The organism is Pseudocitrobacter cyperus, assembly GCF_039889165.1.
GTDB classification, from domain to species: Bacteria; Pseudomonadota; Gammaproteobacteria; order Enterobacterales; family Enterobacteriaceae; genus Pseudocitrobacter; species Pseudocitrobacter cyperus.
On the sequence record NZ_JAYMYY010000003.1, the window covers coordinates 285,097 to 303,475 of the forward strand.

General features: G+C 57.7%; 18 protein-coding genes. 15 read left to right on the forward strand and 3 right to left on the reverse strand.

What is annotated here, in order from left to right:
* Window positions 1–3 precede the first annotated feature (3 nt).
* Window positions 4–354 carry a hydrogenase maturation nickel metallochaperone HypA gene (gene hypA / locus VSR74_RS12890; protein WP_347795105.1) on the reverse strand — a complete coding sequence of 117 codons (351 nt, stop codon included), beginning with the start codon at window positions 352–354 and terminating at the stop codon, window positions 4–6.
* A gap of 214 nt (window positions 355–568) precedes the next feature.
* Between hypA and hycA the strand changes: the two genes are divergently transcribed.
* The 11 genes from hycA to VSR74_RS12945 all read left to right on the forward strand — a co-directional run bounded on the left by hycA (window position 569) and on the right by VSR74_RS12945 (window position 9,116).
* Window positions 569–1,036 (forward strand): formate hydrogenlyase regulator HycA, encoded by a 468-nt coding sequence (gene hycA / locus VSR74_RS12895; RefSeq protein WP_347795106.1) that lies wholly within the window; start codon window positions 569–571, stop codon window positions 1,034–1,036.
* An 83-nt stretch (window positions 1,037–1,119) separates the two neighbouring features.
* The gene (locus VSR74_RS12900) at window positions 1,120–1,731 is read left to right on the forward strand and encodes a 4Fe-4S dicluster domain-containing protein (protein ID WP_347795107.1); all 612 of its coding nucleotides are present in this window, start codon (window positions 1,120–1,122) and stop codon (window positions 1,729–1,731) included.
* The gene (hycC, locus tag VSR74_RS12905; RefSeq protein ID WP_347795108.1) at window positions 1,728–3,554 is read left to right on the forward strand and encodes a formate hydrogenlyase subunit 3; all 1,827 of its coding nucleotides are present in this window, start codon (window positions 1,728–1,730) and stop codon (window positions 3,552–3,554) included. Before VSR74_RS12900 ends, hycC begins: the two co-directional genes overlap by 4 nt.
* Before the next feature lie 2 nt (window positions 3,555–3,556).
* The gene (locus VSR74_RS12910) at window positions 3,557–4,480 is read left to right on the forward strand and encodes a respiratory chain complex I subunit 1 family protein (RefSeq protein ID WP_347795109.1); all 924 of its coding nucleotides are present in this window, start codon (window positions 3,557–3,559) and stop codon (window positions 4,478–4,480) included.
* Window positions 4,481–4,496: 16 nt separating this feature from the next.
* Window positions 4,497–6,206 carry a formate hydrogenlyase subunit HycE gene (hycE, locus tag VSR74_RS12915; RefSeq protein ID WP_347795110.1) on the forward strand — a complete coding sequence of 570 codons (1,710 nt, stop codon included), beginning with the start codon at window positions 4,497–4,499 and terminating at the stop codon, window positions 6,204–6,206.
* A 9-nt stretch (window positions 6,207–6,215) separates the two neighbouring features.
* A complete protein-coding gene (locus tag VSR74_RS12920) occupies window positions 6,216–6,758 on the forward strand; it encodes a formate hydrogenlyase complex iron-sulfur subunit (RefSeq protein WP_347795111.1) in 543 nt (180 codons plus the stop codon).
* Entirely contained in the window at window positions 6,758–7,525 is a 768-nt protein-coding gene (locus tag VSR74_RS12925) for an NADH-quinone oxidoreductase subunit B family protein (RefSeq protein WP_015963281.1), read from the forward strand. The genes VSR74_RS12920 and VSR74_RS12925 overlap by 1 nt, the downstream gene beginning before the upstream one ends.
* The gene (locus tag VSR74_RS12930) at window positions 7,522–7,932 is read left to right on the forward strand and encodes a formate hydrogenlyase maturation HycH family protein (protein ID WP_189623963.1); all 411 of its coding nucleotides are present in this window, start codon (window positions 7,522–7,524) and stop codon (window positions 7,930–7,932) included. Before VSR74_RS12925 ends, VSR74_RS12930 begins: the two co-directional genes overlap by 4 nt.
* On the forward strand, window positions 7,925–8,395 hold the full coding sequence (gene hycI / locus VSR74_RS12935; protein ID WP_347795112.1) for a hydrogenase maturation peptidase HycI: 471 nt from the start codon (window positions 7,925–7,927) through the stop codon (window positions 8,393–8,395). The genes VSR74_RS12930 and hycI overlap by 8 nt, the downstream gene beginning before the upstream one ends.
* Window positions 8,396–8,475: 80 nt before the next feature.
* Entirely contained in the window at window positions 8,476–8,748 is a 273-nt protein-coding gene (locus VSR74_RS12940) for an AbrB/MazE/SpoVT family DNA-binding domain-containing protein (RefSeq protein ID WP_347795113.1), read from the forward strand.
* Window positions 8,748–9,116 carry a type II toxin-antitoxin system PemK/MazF family toxin gene (locus tag VSR74_RS12945; protein ID WP_347795114.1) on the forward strand — a complete coding sequence of 123 codons (369 nt, stop codon included), beginning with the start codon at window positions 8,748–8,750 and terminating at the stop codon, window positions 9,114–9,116. The genes VSR74_RS12940 and VSR74_RS12945 overlap by 1 nt, the downstream gene beginning before the upstream one ends.
* A gap of 35 nt (window positions 9,117–9,151) precedes the next feature.
* Here the strand turns inward: VSR74_RS12945 and VSR74_RS12950 are convergent, their stop codons facing one another.
* Window positions 9,152–10,576: a 6-phospho-beta-glucosidase gene (locus VSR74_RS12950; protein ID WP_347795115.1), complete on the reverse strand. Its 1,425-nt coding sequence runs from the start codon at window positions 10,574–10,576 to the stop codon at window positions 9,152–9,154.
* Window positions 10,577–10,603: 27 nt separating this feature from the next.
* Window positions 10,604–12,043, reverse strand: coding sequence for a PTS cellobiose/arbutin/salicin transporter subunit IIBC (gene ascF / locus VSR74_RS12955; RefSeq protein ID WP_347795116.1), 1,440 nt, complete (start codon window positions 12,041–12,043; stop codon window positions 10,604–10,606).
* A gap of 224 nt (window positions 12,044–12,267) precedes the next feature.
* Here ascF and VSR74_RS12960 point away from each other — a divergent pair, with 224 nt between their 5' ends.
* The 4 genes from VSR74_RS12960 (at window position 12,268) to hypF (ending at window position 18,375) form a co-directional block, all read left to right on the forward strand.
* Complete coding sequence (locus VSR74_RS12960) at window positions 12,268–13,281, forward strand: LacI family DNA-binding transcriptional regulator (protein ID WP_347795117.1); 1,014 nt, start codon at window positions 12,268–12,270, stop codon at window positions 13,279–13,281.
* Between the two features lie 144 nt (window positions 13,282–13,425).
* The gene (hydN, locus tag VSR74_RS12965; RefSeq protein ID WP_347795118.1) at window positions 13,426–13,971 is read left to right on the forward strand and encodes an electron transport protein HydN; all 546 of its coding nucleotides are present in this window, start codon (window positions 13,426–13,428) and stop codon (window positions 13,969–13,971) included.
* Window positions 13,972–14,007: 36 nt separating this feature from the next.
* Window positions 14,008–16,158: a formate dehydrogenase subunit alpha gene (gene fdhF / locus VSR74_RS12970; protein WP_347795119.1), complete on the forward strand. Its 2,151-nt coding sequence runs from the start codon at window positions 14,008–14,010 to the stop codon at window positions 16,156–16,158.
* A 3-nt stretch (window positions 16,159–16,161) separates the two neighbouring features.
* Window positions 16,162–18,375 carry a carbamoyltransferase HypF gene (gene hypF, locus VSR74_RS12975; protein WP_347795120.1) on the forward strand — a complete coding sequence of 738 codons (2,214 nt, stop codon included), beginning with the start codon at window positions 16,162–16,164 and terminating at the stop codon, window positions 18,373–18,375.
* Window positions 18,376–18,379: the final 4 nt, after the last annotated feature.

Consider the following 18,379-nt stretch of genomic DNA (forward strand, 5'->3'; position numbering starts at 1 on the left):
AGCTTACTCCCCTTCTATTTCAATTCGCTGAATCTGTAAACCATCATCCGCCACAATGCGCAGGTTATCGCTGTGGCACTGCGGGCAGCGGCGCACGTGAACAGAGAGCAACTGAACATATTGCTGGCACTGTTCACACCAGCACTCCGCCTCTTGTTCTTCGACGTGTAATTTACAACCTTCAGCTAAGGTGCCGCGGCATACCAGATCAAAACAAAAGGTCATTGCGCTGGTTTCTACGCAGGAAAATGCGCCAACTTTGAGCCAGACCCCAGTTACGCGTTTTGCGCCGTACTGGCTGGCCTGCTGTTCGACGATCTCCAGCGCCCGCTGGCAGAGCGTAATTTCGTGCATAACGCCTCCGACATTTCATTGACCCGGTTAATGCAATAACGATGCCAGAGATGAAACCTGATGCTTTTGTACTGTCGATGACACTGTCAATCTGACGAAATGACATGTCATTACTTGCCAAACTTGCAATTAAATTTCTTGTTAATCATGTAGTTAAAAATTGGCATGGAACGTGCTTATCAGGGATAGTCTCTATTTAACCGGGTAACCTGACATGACAATTTGGGAAATTAGCGAAAAAGCTGACTTCATTGCCGACAGACACCATCGCCAACAGGAACAGTGGCGTATTTACTGCAACTCGCTGGTTCAGGGGATCACGCTCTCTAAAGCGCGCCTGCATCATGCGGTGAATTGCGCGCCGGATAAGGATCTCAGCTTCGTGCTGTTCGAACACTTTGTGCTTTCCATAAGCCTGGTCGGCGGCTTCAACAGCCACACCATCGAATACACCGTCGAAACGCGCGACGGGCAAGACAAAAAATGTATTGCCCGCGCGGAGTTAAACGCCGACGGCACCGTGGATAACGGCGTGAAATGCCGCGATCGCGAGCAGGTGCTGGAGCACTATCTGGAAAAAATCGCCCCGGTTTATGACGCCCTGTATGCCGCGCTGGAAAGCGACAGCCCGGTGACGTTCAACCCGCTGGCGCAAAGCGCGAATACGGCCAAAGTGGCCTGAATTACCGGTGTGTCGACAGGTGTCGAAATGACACCTGCTCTGCATGATTTCGTCAAAAATGACTGTCACCTGAGGAAGACCTGGTGAACCGTTTTGTAATTGCTGACTCAAGCGTCTGTATTGGCTGCCACACCTGTGAAGCCGCCTGTGCTGAGACGCATCGCCATCATGGATTGCAGGCTATGCCGCGTCTGCGCGTGATGCTAAATGAAAAAGAATCTGCCCCGCAGATGTGCCACCACTGTGAAGACGCGCCATGCGCCACCGTCTGCCCGGTGAATGCCATCAACCGCGTCGACGGCGCGGTACAGCTTAATGAAAGCCTGTGCGTAAGCTGCAAACTGTGCGGCATCGCCTGCCCGTTTGGCGCCATTGAATTTTCCGGCAGCCGTCCGCTGGATATCCCGGCCAACGCCAATACGCCGAAAGCGCTGCCTGCGCCGCCTGCGCCTGCCCGCGTGAGCACGCTGCTGGACTGGGTGCCGGGCGTTCGCGCTATCGCCGTGAAGTGCGACTTGTGCCACTTCGACGAAGAGGGCCCGGCCTGCGTTCGCACCTGCCCGACCAAAGCGCTGCATCTGGTGAATAACATGGATATCGCCCGCGTCAGCAAACGCAAGCGCGAGCTGACCTTTAACACCGATTTAGGCGATTTGTCGCTGTTGCAGAGCATGCAGGAAGGAGGGGCGAAATGAGCGTGATGTCGTTAATTGATAGTGCGGTCGCCTGGTTTGCCGCGGCGGCGGTGCTCGCTTTTCTGCTGTCGTTCAACAAGCCGCTGAGCGGCTGGGTTGCCGGGATTGGCGGCGCGGTCGGCAGCGTTTGCACGGCGCTGGCGGGTTTTAGCGTGTTAATGCACGCGCAGCCGGTTGCCGGGGCTATCCCACTGGTGGGGCATCGGGTACTGGCGACGCCTTTAAATTCCATCTGGCTGATTGCCTTTGGCCTGTGCGGCCTCTTTATCAGTCTGTTCAATATTAGCTGGCACCGTCATCCGCAGGCGAAAGCTAACGGCGGGCTGGTGAATATCCTGCTGGCGGCGGCGGTCTGCGCCACGGTTGCCGATAATCTCGGTTCGCTGGTGGTGATGGCGGAAATTATGGCTCTGTGCGGCGCGTTCCTGACCGGCTGCGCGACCTCCGGCAAACTGTGGTTTGCGCTGGGTCGCCTGGGCACGATTCTGCTGGCTGTCGCCTGCTGGCTGCTGTGGCAGCGTTATGGCTCGCTGGATCTCGCGGTGCTCAATGAGCGCACCCAGCTTCTGTCGTTGGGCTCCGATATCTGGGTACTGAGCGTGCTGGGCTTCGGCCTGCTGGCGGGCATTATTCCGCTGCACGGTTGGGTGCCGCAGGCGCATGCCAACGCCAGCGCGCCGGCTGCGGCGCTGTTCTCTGCCGTGGTGATGAAAGTCGGTTTGCTCGGCATTCTGACCGTTTCGCTGATTGGCGTGAATCAACCGCTGTGGTGGGGGATTGCCCTGCTGGTGCTGGGAATGATCACTGCGTTTGTCGGTGGCCTTTATGCGCTGATGGAACACAACATTCAGCGTCTGCTGGCGTACCACACGCTGGAAAATATCGGCATCATTCTGCTCGGCCTTGGCGCGGGCGTAACCGGTATTGCGCTGCAACAGCCGGTGCTGGTGGCGCTGGGTTTAACCGGTGGCCTCTATCACCTGGTAAACCACAGCCTGTTTAAAACCACGCTGTTTCTCGGCGCGGGCGCGGTGTGGTATCGCACCGGTCATCGCGATATCGAAAAACTGGGCGGTATCGGCAAAAAAATGCCGGTTATCTCCATTGCCATGCTGGTGGGCCTGATGGCGATGGCCGCGCTGCCGCCGCTGAACGGTTTTGCGGGTGAATGGGTTATCTATCAATCCTTCTTCAAACTGAGCGCGGGCGATCTGTTTATTGGTCGTCTGCTTGGGCCGCTGCTGGCGGTGGGGCTCGCTATTACCGGCGCGCTGGCGGTGATGTGTATGGCGAAAGTCTATGGCGTCACCTTCCTTGGCGCGCCGCGTACCAAAGAGGCGGAAAACGCCTGCTGCGCGCCGCTGCTGATGGGCGTGAGCACCGTGGCGATGGCGCTGCTGTGTGTCGCGGGTGGTGTCGCTGCGCCGTGGCTGCTGCCGCTGCTGACCTCCGCCGTGCCGCTGCCGTTGCAGACGGCGAATACGGTGGTCTCTCAGCCGATGATCACTTTACTGCTGATCGCCTGCCCGCTGCTGCCGTTCATCATCATGGTTATTTTCAAAGGCGACCGCCTGCCGAACCGTTCACGCGGTGCGGCCTGGGTATGTGGTTACGATCATGAGCAATCGATGGTCGTCACCGCGCATGGTTTTGCGATGCCGGTGAAAGAAGCCTTTGCCGTGGTGCTGAAACTGCGCGACTGGCTGAACCCGGTGCGTCTGGTGCCAGGCTGGCAGAACGCCAGTGCGCCAGCGTTGCTGCGCGGTGTGGCGCTCATTGAGCTTGCCGTGCTGGTGGTGATTGTGATTTCGCGAGGAGCCTGAGAATGACTGTTTTCTTTGCATTACTGCAGGCGCTGGTGCTGTTTGCCGCGGCGCCGCTGCTGTCCGGCATTACCCGCGTCGCCCGCGCGCGTATGCATAACCGCCGTGGGCCGGGGGTGTTGCAGGAGTATCGCGACATTATCAAACTGCTGGGTCGTCAGAGCGTCGGCCCGGATGCATCCGGCTGGGTCTTCCGCCTGACGCCGTTTGTGATGGTCGGCGTGATGCTCACCATTGCTACCGCGCTGCCGGTGGTAACAGTAGGGTCTCTGATGCCGTCGCTGGGCGATCTCATCACCCTGATTTATCTGTTCGCCATTGCTCGTTTCTTCTTTGCCATCGCCGGGCTGGATACCGGAAGCCCGTTCACCGCCATCGGCGCCAGCCGCGAAGCGATGCTCGGCGTACTGGTCGAGCCGATTCTGCTGCTCGGCCTGTGGGTGGCGGCGCTGGTTGCCGGGTCAACGCACATCAGCAATATCGCTAACACCGTTTATCACTGGCCTGTCGCGCATTCTCTGCCGTTGCTGCTGGCGCTGTGCGCCTGCGCCTTCGCCACCTTTATCGAAATGGGCAAACTGCCGTTCGACCTGGCGGAGGCAGAGCAGGAGTTGCAGGAAGGGCCGCTCTCCGAATATAGCGGCAGCGGCTTCGGCGTCCTGAAGTGGGGCATCAGCCTGAAACAACTGGTGGTGCTGCAAATGTTCGTTGGCGTCTTCATTCCGTGGGGCCAGATGACCAGCTTCAGCGTCGGCGGCCTCGTGCTGGCGCTGGTGGCGGCGGTGGTCAAACTGGTGGTCGGCGTTCTGGTTATCGCCCTGTTCGAAAACAGCATGGCGCGTCTGCGTTTTTGCGCCACGTCTCGCGTCACCTGGGCGGGATTTGGTTTTGCGTTTTTAGCTTTCGTCTCCTTGCTGGCGGCGTGATTAAGAGAGTTTGAGCATGTCTGAAGAAAAAATCGGTCAACACTACCTCGCCGCACTGCATCAGGCCTTTCCTGGCGTGGTGCTGGATGAAGCCTGGCAGACGAAAGATCAGCTTACTATTACGGTGAAGGTGAACTACCTGCCGGAAGTGGTGGAGTTTCTTTACTACAAGCAGGGCGGCTGGCTGTCGGTGCTGTTTGGCAACGACGAACGTAAGCTCAACGGTCATTACGCCGTCTATTACGTGCTCTCTATGGAGCAGGGCACCAAATGCTGGATTACCGTGCGTGTGGAAGTCGACGCGAATACGCTGGAATATCCGTCGGTGACGCCGCGCGTGCCTGCCGCCGTGTGGGGCGAGCGCGAAGTGCGCGATATGTACGGGCTGATCCCGGTCGGTCTGCCGGATGAGCGCCGCCTGGTGCTGCCGGATGACTGGCCGGACGAACTCTACCCGTTGCGTAAAGACAGCATGGATTACCGTCAGCGCCCGGCGCCGACCACCGATGCGGAAACCTACGAGTTCATCAACGAACTGGGCAGCAAGAAAAATAACGTGGTGCCGATTGGCCCGCTGCACGTGACTTCCGATGAACCGGGTCACTTCCGCCTGTTTGTTGATGGCGAAAATATTATCGACGCCGACTACCGCCTGTTCTACGTCCACCGCGGCATGGAAAAACTGGCGGAAACCCGCATGGGTTACAACGAAGTCACCTTCCTGTCGGATCGCGTATGCGGCATCTGCGGCTTCGCCCACAGCACCGCTTACACCACCTCCGTTGAGAATGCGATGGGCATCGTGGTGCCGGAACGTGCGCAGATGATCCGCGCCATTCTGCTGGAAGTGGAACGCCTGCACTCTCACCTGCTGAACCTCGGCCTGGCCTGCCACTTCACCGGGTTTGACTCCGGCTTTATGCAGTTCTTCCGCGTGCGTGAAACCTCGATGAAAATGGCGGAAATCCTCACCGGGGCGCGTAAAACCTACGGCCTGAACCTGATTGGCGGTATCCGCCGCGACCTGCTGAAAGATGACATGATCCAGACCCGCCAACTGGCGCAGCAGATGCGCCGCGATGTGCAGGATCTGGTGGACGTGCTGCTCAGCACGCCGAACATGGAACAGCGCACCGTCGGCATTGGCCGTCTCGACCCGGAAATCGCCCGCGACTTCAGTAACGTCGGCCCGATGGTTCGCGCCAGCGGCCATGCGCGCGACACCCGTGCCGATCACCCGTTTGTCGGTTACGGCCTGCTGCCGATGGAAGTGCACAGCGAGCAGGGTTGTGATGTGATTTCGCGCCTGAAAGTGCGTATCAACGAAGTCTTTACCGCGCTGAATATGATTGATTTTGGCCTCGATAACCTGCCTGGCGGCCCGCTGGCGGTGGAAGGCTTTACCTACATTCCGCATCGCTTTGCGCTCGGTTTCTCGGAAGCGCCGCGCGGTGATGACATCCACTGGAGCATGACCGGCGACAATCAGAAACTCTACCGCTGGCGCTGCCGTGCGGCGACCTACGCCAACTGGCCGACCCTGCGCTATATGCTGCGTGGCAACACCGTTTCCGATGCGCCGCTGATCATTGGTAGCCTCGACCCTTGCTACTCCTGTACCGACCGCATGACCGTGGTTGATGTACGTAAGAAGAAAAGCAAAGTGGTGCCGTACAAAGAACTTGAGCGCTACAGCATCGAGCGTAAAAACTCGCCGCTGAAATAAGGAATCGCCATGTTTACCTTTATCAAAAAAGTGATCAAAACCGGCACGACCACCGCGTCGTATCCGCTGGAGCCGCTGCCGGTTGATAAAAACTTCCGTGGCAAACCGGAGCATAATCCGCAGCAGTGCGTGGGCTGTGCCGCCTGTGTCAACGCGTGCCCGTCTAACGCGCTGACCGTGGAAACGGATTTAGCCACCAACCAACTGGCGTGGCAGTTCAACCTCGGCCGCTGCATTTTCTGCGGCCGCTGTGAAGAAGTGTGCCCGACGGCGGCGATTAAACTGTCGCAGGAGTACGAACTGGCGGTGTGGAAAAAAGAGGACTTCTTACAGCAGTCCCGCTTCGACATCTGCAACTGCCGCGTTTGCCAGCGCCCCTTCGCCGTGCAGAAAGAGATCGACTACGCCATTGCGATCCTCAAGCACAATGGCGACAGCCGCGCGGAGAAACATCGCGAAAGCTTCGAAACCTGCCCGGAGTGCAAACGCCAGAAATGCCTGGTGCCATCCGACCGTATTGAATTGACTCGCCATATGAAAGAGGCCGTCTGATGAGTGCTTTAATAGGCCCACGTGATGATAACGGCATGCCGGTGCCGATGACGGTGGAAGAGTCCATCGCCAGTATGAAAACGGCGCTACTGAAAAACATCAAACGTTCCGCGTATGTTTACCGTGTGGACTGCGGCGGCTGTAACGGCTGCGAAATCGAGATTTTCGCCACGCTTTCGCCGCTGTTCGACGCCGAACGCTTCGGTATCAAAGTGGTACCGTCGCCGCGCCATGCGGACATCCTGCTGTTCACTGGCGCTGTCACCCGCGCCATGCGTTCTCCGGCGCTGCGTGCCTGGCAGTCTGCGCCGGATCCGAAAATCTGTATCTCCTACGGTGCCTGCGGCAACAGCGGCGGCATCTTCCATGACCTCTACTGCGTCTGGGGCGGCACGGATAAAATCGTGCCGGTGGATGTTTACATTCCTGGCTGCCCGCCGACGCCTGCCGCCACGCTGTATGGTTTTGCGATGGCGCTCGGCCTGCTGGAGCAGAAGATTCACGCCCGCGCACCGGGTGAACTGGATGCGCAACCGGCCGAACTGCTGCATGCGGATATGAACCAGCCGCTGCGCGTCCGCATTGACCGCGCCGCACGCCGTCTGGCGGGCTATCGCTATGGCCGCCAGATTGCCGATGACTACATGCGTCTGCTGGGGCAGGGCGATCATCAGGTACAGCGCTGGCTGGAAGCCGAAAGCGACCCCCGTCTGACCGAAATCGTCGGCCAGCTTAATCACGTTGTTGAAGAGGCGCGTATCCGATGAGCGAAACGGTGGTGTTCAGTCAACTGAGCCGTAAATTTATTGATGAGAACGATGCGACGCCGTCCGAGGCGCAGCAGGTTGTCTATTACAGCCTGGCGATTGGCCACCACCTCGGGGTGATCGACTGCCTCGAAGCCGCGCTGACCTGCCCGTGGGAGCAATACCTCGCATGGATTGCTACGCTGGAAGAGGGCAGCGTCGCGCGGCGCAAAATGGAAGGCGTGCCGAAGTATGGTGAAATCGTTATCGACAGTAATCACGTCTCTATGCTCGCAAACGCGTTTGATAAAGCGCGTGCCGTACAGACCGCGCAGCAGAAAGAATGGAGCGAAGCGATGCTCGGCATGCTGCACGCCATTTATCAGGAAAGTGCGATTTATTTGATGGTTCGGAGGCTTCGTGACTGACGTACTACTTTGTGTCGGCAACAGCATGATGGGCGACGATGGCGCAGGCCCGTTGCTCGCCGAAATGTGCGCCGCCGCGCCGAAAGGCAACTGGGTGGTGATTGACGGCGGCAGCGCGCCGGAAAACGACGTCTTCGCCATCCGCGAACTGCACCCGGAACGCCTGCTGATTGTCGATGCCACCGACATGGGGCTCAACCCCGGTGAAATCCGCATTATCGACCCGGACGACATCGCCGAGATGTTTATGATGACCACCCATAATATGCCGCTGAACTATCTGGTCGATCAGCTTAAAGAGGATGTCGGCGAGGTGATTTTCCTGGGGATTCAGCCGGATATTGTGGGGTTCTACTACCCGATGACCCAGGCGATTAAAGACGCGGTAGAGGTGGTTTATCAGCGTCTGGAAGGCTGGGAAGGGCAGGGCGGGTTTGCGCAGTTAGAGGCGATGGGCGAGTAAAAATCGCACAATTCGAGTGAGACTTTGTGTTACTCAGGATATAATCTGAGTAACACACTGTTGCACTTACCGGAGGATATATGCCTTTAACAAAACTCAGGCAGCAGGGCGGGGCTGTCGTGGTGACTATCCCTGGCGAAATCGCATCGCTAATGGGTTGGGTCGTCGGCACCATGCTCAATGTAAAAGCGCATGGCGACACGGTCAGCATTACTCCTGCAAAACGTCGGGCCCGAGGCCGTCGCTCGGTTTCCGAAATTCTCGATGGCATTGACGAAAACGAAATTGCCAGCTTCAACCAGTCATTAGCCGATGATTTAGCGGATTCTCCAAAGGGCAAGGAGAAAATTTAATGGCGCAAGGGAAGCGGATCCCGGCAAAGGGAGAAATCTGGCACGTTAACGGTGACCCGGCAGAAGGGCATGAATTTAAAGGCGCCCATTACTACCTGGTGCTTTCAGAAAAAAAGCTGGTCGCCGCTTTAGGTACGGCTATATGCCTGCCGATAACGAGTGGTGGTGGTCTGGCACGCTCGAAAGCGGTAACGGTCTGGCTGGATGGTGATAGCACGGATAACGGAAAAATCACCGGGGTGGTTTTGTGTTATCAGCTCCGCGCCCTTGATTTGCTGGAGCGTAAAGCACGCTACGCCGCAACCGTTTCGCCCTGGGTGATGGATGAAATACTCAGCATGGTCGTGGATTTGATTGATCCGCAGTAGCCGGATGGCGGCTTCGCCGCATCCGGCGCTGTGGTTTACTCTACATCTTTCCCATTACTCGCAATCACCTTCTTATACCACCAGAACGATTTTTTACGTGTACGCGCCAGCGTGCCGTTACCCGCGTCGTCGCGGTCGACATAGACAAAACCGTAACGCTTGCTCATCTCGCCCGTCGAGGCCGCCACCAGGTCGATACAGCCCCAGGTGGTGTAGCCGATAACCGGAATGCCGTCGCCAATCGCCTCGCCCATGGCGCGGATATGTTCGCGCAGATAACTAATACGGTAGTCGTCGTTAATCTCGCCCTCTGCGTTGACCACATCCTTCGCGCCCAGCCCGTTTTCCACCAGGAACAACGGTTTCTGATAACGGTCATACATCATATTCATGGTGATGCGCAGCCCCAGCGGGTCGATGCCCCAGCCCCATTCGCTGGCCTGAATATGCGGATTTTTCAGCGATTTCACGATGTTTGCCGCGCTGGTATTACCGGCGTTCATATCAGCCGATGCGCAGCGTGACGCATAGTAGCTGAACGACACAAAATCGACGGTGTTTTTCAGGATCTCGTCATCGCCTTCGGCTTTCTCAATTACCACCCCTTTTTCGCGGAACACGCGGGCGGAGTAAGCGGGATACGCCCCACGCGCCTGTACATCGATAAAGAACAGGTTTTCGCGGTCTTTCTCCAGCGCCATCCACACATCCTCCGGTTTGCAGGAGTAAGGGTAGAAATTGCCGCCTGCCAGCATGCAGCCAACCTGGTTTTGCGGGTTAACCTCATGGGCGATTTTGGTCGCCAGGGCGCTGGCGATAAGCTCATGGTGCGCGGCCTGGTATTTCACCTGATCCTGATTTTCACCCTCTTCAAATACCAGCCCGGCGCCGGAGAAGGGGCTGTGCAGCATAATGTTGATCTCATTGAAGGTGAGCCAGTATTTCACCAGCCCGTCAAAGGCTTCAAAACAGGTGCGCGCATAGCGGCTGAAGAACTCGACCATTTTGCGGTTGCGCCAGGAGCCGTACTCCGTTACCAGATGCATCGGCACATCGAAATGGCACAGCGTCACCAGCGGCTCAATGCCATACTTTTTGCACTCTTCAAATACCGCGCGATAAAACGCAATGCCTTCCGCGTTGGGCGTCAGTTCATCACCGTTCGGGTAGAGGCGCGCCCAGGCAATGGAGGTGCGAAATACGGTAAAGCCCATTTCCGCCATCAGGGCGATATCTTCTTTATAGCGATGATAGAAATCGGTCGCCTGATGGCTGGGGTAAAACTCATCGTCACGCAGGGTAAAGCGCTTTTCCTGGCCCAGCTTAACCGGCAGGCGATTTGCGCCATGCGGGATCATATCGACCGTGGTCAGGCCTTTACCGCCCTCAAGATAAGCGCCTTCGCACTGGTTGGCGGCCAGTGCGCCGCCCCATAAGAATCCTTCTGGAAATGTCGACATGCGTTTCCTCATTAAATGTTATCGGGTTCAGACTGCTGCCGTAGACGCGGATTGACGCATGCGGGCATCGGCGGCAGCTTCTTCGACCGGGATATCTTCAAAGCCAAGAATCAGGGTCAGAATAAAGGAGAGCACCACCGCCAGCGCCATCACGCCAAAGACCCACACAATGGTCATGGGGTTCGACGGGTCAAAGAACTGCACGCTGGTGAACAGGCCGGGAGCCGCCATCGAGTGGCTGGCAAGCCCGGCGATCCCCGCTACGGCACCGCAAATAAAGCCGCTGATCAGGCTGGCGATTAACGGACGCTTCAGCCTGACCGCCACGCCGTACAGCGCGGGTTCAGAGATGCCTGCCAGAATAGCCGAGGCCGCCGCAGCGAGCGCCGTCTGGCGCAACTCCGGGTTTTTGGTTTTCCACGCCACCGCCAGCGACGAGCCGCCGAGCGACAGGTTCGCGCCGATTTCCGATGGCATTACCATGCCCTCTTTGCCCGTTTCGGCGATGGTTTGAATAATGGTTGGCGTAAAGACGCGGTGCATCCCGGTCATCACCAGAAGCGGCCACAGCGCGCCCATAATGGCGACCGACAGCCAGCCGAGATAGCCGTGAATGGTGTAGACCAGCGCGGAGATGCCGCTACCGATCCAGATACCAATCGGGCCGATAAGCAGGATCGCCAGCGGGGCGGCAATCAGTACGATCAGCATCGGTTTAAGGAAGTTTTTCGTCACCGCCGGGGTGATGCGATCCACCCAGCGCTCGATGTAGGACAGGCACCAGGTCATCACCAGCGCCGGAATAACCGTATAGGTATATTTCACCGCCGTGACTGGCACGAAGGCAAATTCTACATGCTCGCCCTGCGCGGCTTTCGCCATCAGTTCAATAAAGCTCGGATGCACCAGCACGCCGGCAATGGCAATGGCCAGCGACATGTTGGTTTTGAATTTCACGGCGGCAGAGGCGGCAACCATCAGCGGCAGGAAGAAGAAGGCCCCGTCGCCAATTACGGTCAGAATGGTCAATGTCGGTTCACCTTTGGTGAGCACACCGGACATTTCGAGGATCATCGCCAGCAGCTTAACCATCGATCCGCCGATAATTGCCGGGATCAACGGAGACATGGTGCCGATCAGCGCGTCGAGGATCCCCGCGCCAATGCGCCTGAGGGTGATCTTCTGTTTGCCCTGTGGAACCGCAGGCTGCAACTCCCCCGGTAACAGGCTCACCACTTCCCGATAGGCCTGGGAAACGGTATTGCCGATGATCACCTGGCACTGGTTATCGCTGCGCACCACACCGAGTACGCCGCTCAGGTTTTTCAGCGCAGGGCTATCCACCCGTGAGTCGTCTTTCAACACGAAGCGCAGACGCGTCATGCAGTGGGTTACTGCCGTGATGTTGCCCACGCCGCCCAGTAAATCGACGATCGACTTCGCCAGCGCCGCATAATTTTTGGACATCGGAATCTATCCTGTTTTTATCTGTAGGGGACTCATCGCCTCGGCGATGAAACGTTGCATAGGAAACCGGTTCCACAAAAGAATGAATAGTTTCATATTTGCTGGCAAGAGGCTTTTTTCGCATTTTTAAAATTTGTGATAACGATCGCTATGCAAGGCAAAAGCTGAAAAAGGGCAGTGGCTGAAGTACACTGCAGCCCATCATTTTTGACGAGGGAAGGGAAATGGCGACGATGCTGGAGGTGGCGAAGCTGGCTGGCGTGTCGAAAGCGACGGTTTCACGCGTCCTCACCGGCAACGGCTATGTGGGTCAGGAGACCAAAGACCGGGTGTGGCAGGCGATTGAAGAGAGCGGCTATCGGCCTAACCTGCTGGCGCGTAATCTGGCGACCAAACGCACCCAGACGCTGGGGCTGGTGGTCACTAACACGCTGTATCATGGCGTCTACTTCAGCGAGCTGCTGTTCCAGGCCGCGCGGATGACCGAAAATCAGGGCCGCCAGTTGATCCTCGCCGATGGTAAACACAGCGCAGAAGAGGAGCGGGCGGCGATTCAGTCTCTTCTCGATATGCGCTGCGACGGCATCATTATCTACCCGCGTTTTCTCAGCGTTGACGAAATCGACGAGCTGATTCAACAGCATGAACAACCGGTGCTGGTACTCAACCGCCGCCTGCGGCGTAACCTTAGTCACTGCGTTTACTGTAACCAGACGCAGACCTGTCAGAATGCGGTGGAAAAGCTGATTGCGCAGGGACATCGCGATATCGCGTTTATTACTGGTTCACTCGATTCGCCGACCGGAGTTGAGCGCTTATCAGGCTACAAAGCCGCTTTAGCTGAACACAATATTCCACTGCGCGATGCGCTGATTGTGGAAGGGAAATGGACGCCTGCGACAGGTTCGGCTGGTGTTGATATGCTGCTTGAGCGCGGCGTTAACTTTAGCGCGCTGGTCGCCAGCAACGATGACATGGCCATCGGGGCGATGAAACAGCTTCAGTCGCGCGGCCTGCGCGTGCCGGAGCAGGTCTCCGTCGTCGGTTTTGATGATATCGCGCTTGCGCCGTACATGATGCCTTCGCTCTCCAGCGTCAAAATTCCGGTGACCGAAATGATTCAGGAGATTATCCATCGCCTGATTTTCATGCTCGATGGCGGCGAATTTAATCCCCAGCCCCCCTTCCTTGGCGAGCTTATCTCCCGTGATTCTCTGGGCGCAGGCCCGCAGCGTTAATCTCGTCACCTGTCATCGTCACTCGTGACGATGACAGGGTTAGACACCGCGCTTCAAATAAAAAATCCTTAAGAAACAGCTAACTAAAAGTTGGCGCGAATAATGCATTCTCCGGCTCATTCATTGTCATTGCTGGAGAATTTGATGAACCGTTTCATCATTGCAGATGCGAGTAAATGTATAGGCTGCCGGACATGCGAAGTGGCGTGTGTGGTTAGTCACCAGGCCGAGCAGGATTGCGCCGCGCTGACGCCGGAAGCGTTTCTGCCGCGTATTCACGTGATTAAAGGCGTAAACGTCTCCACGGCGACCGCGTGCCGTCAGTGTGAAGACGCGCCGTGCGCTAACGTCTGCCCGAACGGCGCAATTCGCCGTGAGAAAGGTTTTGTGCACGTACTGCAGGAGCGCTGCATTGGTTGCAAAACCTGCGTGGTGGCCTGCCCGTATGGCGCAATGGAAGTGGTCGTGCGCCCGGTTGTGCGTAACAGTGGCGCAGGCCTCAATGTGCGTGCTGAAAAAGCCGAAGCCAACAAATGCGACCTTTGCTTCCACCGCGAGCAAGGCCCGGCCTGTATGGAAGCCTGCCCGACGCACGCTATTTTCTGCGTTGACCGCGACAAACTTGAGCAAATCAGCGCCGAAAAACGTCGTCGCGCCGCGCTCGATACGTCGATTTCCCTGTCGTTTTAATGATCCTCCGTTTCACTTTTAACAGGTCTGTTACTGATGAAAAAAATTACAAGTGTTTGTCCGTATTGTGGTGCTGGCTGCAAACTGAAGCTGGTTGTCGATAACAATAAAATCATCCGCGCGGAAGCTGCCGATGGGAAAACTAACCAGCATGAACTGTGCCTGAAAGGCTATTACGGCTGGGATTTCCTGAATGACACCAAACTGCTGACGCCGCGCCTGACGCAGCCGATGATCCGCTATGAAAAAGGCGGCAAGCTGACGCCAGTGAGCTGGGATGAGGCCATCCGCTATACGGCAAAACGCTTAGGCGAGATCAAAGCGAAATTCGGCCCGCGCGCCATGATGACCACCGGGTCATCGCGCGGAACCGGGAATGAAACCAACTATGTGATGCAAAAATTTGCGCGCGGCGTGCTGAATACCAATAACGTCGACTGCTGCGCGCGCGTCTGCCACGGGCCTTCCGTCGCCGGTTTGCAGGAAGCGCTGGGCAACGGCGCGATGAGTAACTCCATCGAAGACATTGAAAACTCAAGCTGTCTGTTAGTTTTTGGCTACAACTGCGCCGATTCTCACCCTATCGTGGCGCGTCGCGTGATTAAAGCCAAAGAGAAAGGGGCGAAAATTATCGTCTGCGACCCGCGTCGCATCGAAACCGCGCGTATTGCCGATCAACATTTGCAAATCAACAACGGCTGCAACATGGCGCTGGTAAATGCGTTTTCGCATGTGCTGCTGGAAGAAAACCTCTACGACAAAGAATATGTTGCGCGCTACACCACCGGTATCGATGAACTGCGTGAAATCGTCAAAGATTACGCGCCGGAAGCGGTGGAAAAGCTGACCGGGGTATCGGCACAGCAAATTCGTCAGGCGATGCGTACCTACGCGGCGGCACCCAGCGCCACCATTATGTGGGGCATGGGCGTCACCCAGTTTGGTCAGGCCGTGGATGTGGTCAAAGGGCTGGCAACGCTTGCGTTACTCACCGGCAATCTGGGGCGTGAACATGTCGGCGTCGGCCCGGTGCGCGGTCAGAACAACGTGCAGGGCGCATGCGATATGGGGGTGATCCCCAACCAGTTCCCCGGCTATCAGGATGTTGTTGATCCTGACGTGCGGGCGAAATTCGCCAAAGCATGGGGGATTGACGCCAGCCTGATGGACGACAAAGTGGGTGTGCGCATTACCGAAGTGCCGCATCTGGCGCTGGAAGGGAAGGTGAAAGCCTACTACATCATGGGCGAAGATCCGCTGCAAACCGAAGCCGACCTGGGCCTGGTGCGCAAAGGGTTCGAAGCGCTCGATTTCGTGGTGGTGCAGGACATCTTTATGACCAAAACCGCCGAGCAGGCCGATGTGCTGCTGCCCGCCACCTCCTGGGGAGAACACGGTGGCGTCTTTACCTGTGCCGACCGTGGCTTCCAGCGTTTCGAAAAAGCCATCGAACCGAAATATAACGTCAAACGCGACTGGGAAATTATCAGCCTGATTGCCCGGCAGATGGGTTATCCGATGCATTACGAGAATAACCAGCAAATCTGGGACGAAATGCGTGAGCTTTGCCCGCTCTTCTTTGGTGTGACTTACGATAAAATGGGCGACATGGGGCACGTTCAGTGGCCATGTCCGACGCTCGATCACCCAGGCACGCCGTATCTTTACGCAGGCAATCAGTTTGATACTCCTGATGGCAAAGGTCATCTGTTTGCCGCGCCGTGGCGCGCGCCAGCAGAACAACCGGATGAAAACTATCCGCTGGTGCTGTGCACCGTGCGTGAAGTGGGGCACTACTCCTGCCGTTCGATGACCGGTAACTGCGCGGCGCTGCAATCGCTCGCGGATGAACCGGGCTTTGTGCAGATAAACCCTCAGGATGCGCAGAAACTGGGTATCCTGGATAAACAACTGGTGTGGGTGGCGTCGCGTCGCGGCAAAGTCATCACCCGTGCGAACGTCAACGAACGTATTAATCACGGCAGTGTCTATATGACCTACCAGTGGTGGATTGGCGCCTGTAACGAACTGACCCAGGACAATCTTGATCCCATCTCGAAAACGCCGGAAACGAAGTATTGTGCGGTGAATATCAGTGCGATTGAGGATCAGAACTGGGCAGAAAACTATGCGCTGGAAAGCTACCAGTCGATGAAATCCCGCCTGCGTGAGGCGGTAGCAGGGTAACGAATGACGATAACGCATAACGGCGTTGAGATCCGTATTCGCGGTAAAGTACAGGGGGTGGGCTTCCGCCCCTTTGTCTGGCAACTGGCTCAGCAGCAGGCTCGCGTGGGCGACGTCTGCAACGACGGTGCGGGGGTGCTCGTTCGTTTGCTGGGTGAAGAAGCGGATTTCCTTGCCGCGCTACATCAACACTGCCCGCCGCTGGCGCGCATTGATGAAACGCAGGTGCAGCCGTACAGGTGGCAGAGCGAGCCTGACGACTTCACGATCCGCGAGAGCGGCGCGGGGGCGATGAGCACGCAAATTGTCCCGGATGCGGCAACCTGTCCGGCGTGTCTTGCGGAGATGAATGACCCGCAGGAGCGCCGTTATCGTTATCCCTTTATCAACTGTACCCACTGTGGCCCACGTTTTACCATTATCAACGCCATGCCCTACGATCGCCCGCTGACGGTAATGGCGGCGTTTCCGCTGTGCTCTGCCTGCGAGGCGGAGTACCGCAATCCTTACGATCGTCGTTTTCACGCCCAGCCTGTGGCCTGTGCCGAGTGCGGCCCGTGGCTGTCGTGGTACGCAGAAGGCGAACCGCTGCATCACGAGGCAGCGTTGCAGGCGGCGATTGTGCTTCTCTCGTCGGGCGGTATTGTGGCGATTAAAGGGCTGGGTGGTTTTCATCTGGCCTGTGACGCGGGCAATGCCCGCGCGGTAGCGACGCTGCGCGCGCGTAAGCATCGCCCGGCGAAACCGCTGGCGGTGATGATCCCGAATACCGCAGCCTTGCCCGATGAAGCAAAACGATTAACGCAAACGCCAGCATCGCCGATTGTGCTGGTGGATAAATCCTGCGTTAGCGGCTTGTGTGATGACATCGCGCCGGGGCTCGCGGAAGTGGGCGTAATGCTTCCGGCTAACCCAATTCAGCATTTGCTGATGCAGGCGTTGAATCGCCCGTTGGTGATGACATCCGGGAATCTCAGCGGTAAACCGCCTGCCCTGACTAATGCGCTGGCGCTGACCGATCTGGCTGATATCGCTGATGGTTATTTGCTGCACAACCGTGAAATCGTTCAGCGTATGGATGATTCAGTGGTGCGGCAAAATGGCGAAATGCTGCGCCGTTCGCGCGGCTATGTGCCGGATGCTATCCCACTACCGCCAGGGTTTCATGACGTCCCGCCCATGCTCTGTCTTGGTGCCGATCTCAAAAACACGTTCTGCCTGGTTCGGGGTGATCAGGCGGTGCTGAGCCAGCATTTTGGCGATCTCACCGATGAGGGGGTCGAAGCGCAGTGGCAGCAGTCGCTGCATCTGATGCAGGCTATCTACGATTTTACCCCGCAGTCGGTGGTGGCCGATGCGCATCCAGGCTACCACTCGTCGCAGTGGGCCGCCGAGCGCGACCTTCCTCATCAGACGGTGCTTCATCATCATGCGCATATCGCCGGGTGTCTGGCGGAACATAACTGGCCGCTGGACGGCGGTGATGTGATTGCGCTGGCGCTGGACGGCATCGGCATGGGGGAAGAGGGCGCGTTGTGGGGCGGCGAATGTCTACGGGTGAACTACCGCGAGTGTGAACATCTTGGCGGCCTGCCTGCGGTAGCGTTGCCGGGGGGCGACCTGGCGGCGCGTCAGCCGTGGCGTAACCTGCTGGCGCACTGCCTGGCGTTTGTGCCGGAGTGGGAAAGCTACCCGGAAACCGCCGCCGTGCGCGAACAAAACTGGCCGCTGCTGGCGCGAGCCATCGAACGGGGTATTAATGCGCCTCAGGCGTCCTCGTGCGGTCGATTATTTGACGCGGTGGCCTGTGCACTGGGCTGTGCGCCGCTCACTCTCAGCTATGAAGGTGAGGCAGCCTGTCGGCTGGAGGCGCTGGCAAGCACCTGTCCAGGCGTGGCGCATCCGTTGCAGAGCGAGACGTTCGACCTTGCATCGTTCTGGCCCCAGTGGCTGGCGTGGCAGGCAAGTCCGGCGGAAAAAGCGTGGGCATTTCATGATGCGCTGGCGCAGGGGCTGGGCGGTATGCTGCGTCGCGAGGCAGATGCGCGCGGAATCTCGACGCTGGCGTTTGGCGGTGGCGTGCTGCATAACGCTCTGCTGCGTGCGCGGTTGCAGCATCATCTGGCTGATTTTACTCTGCTTTTCCCGCACACTTTACCCGCAGGCGATGGGGCGATTGCGTTCGGGCAGGCGGTGGTGGCGGCAGCCCGACGATAATGCG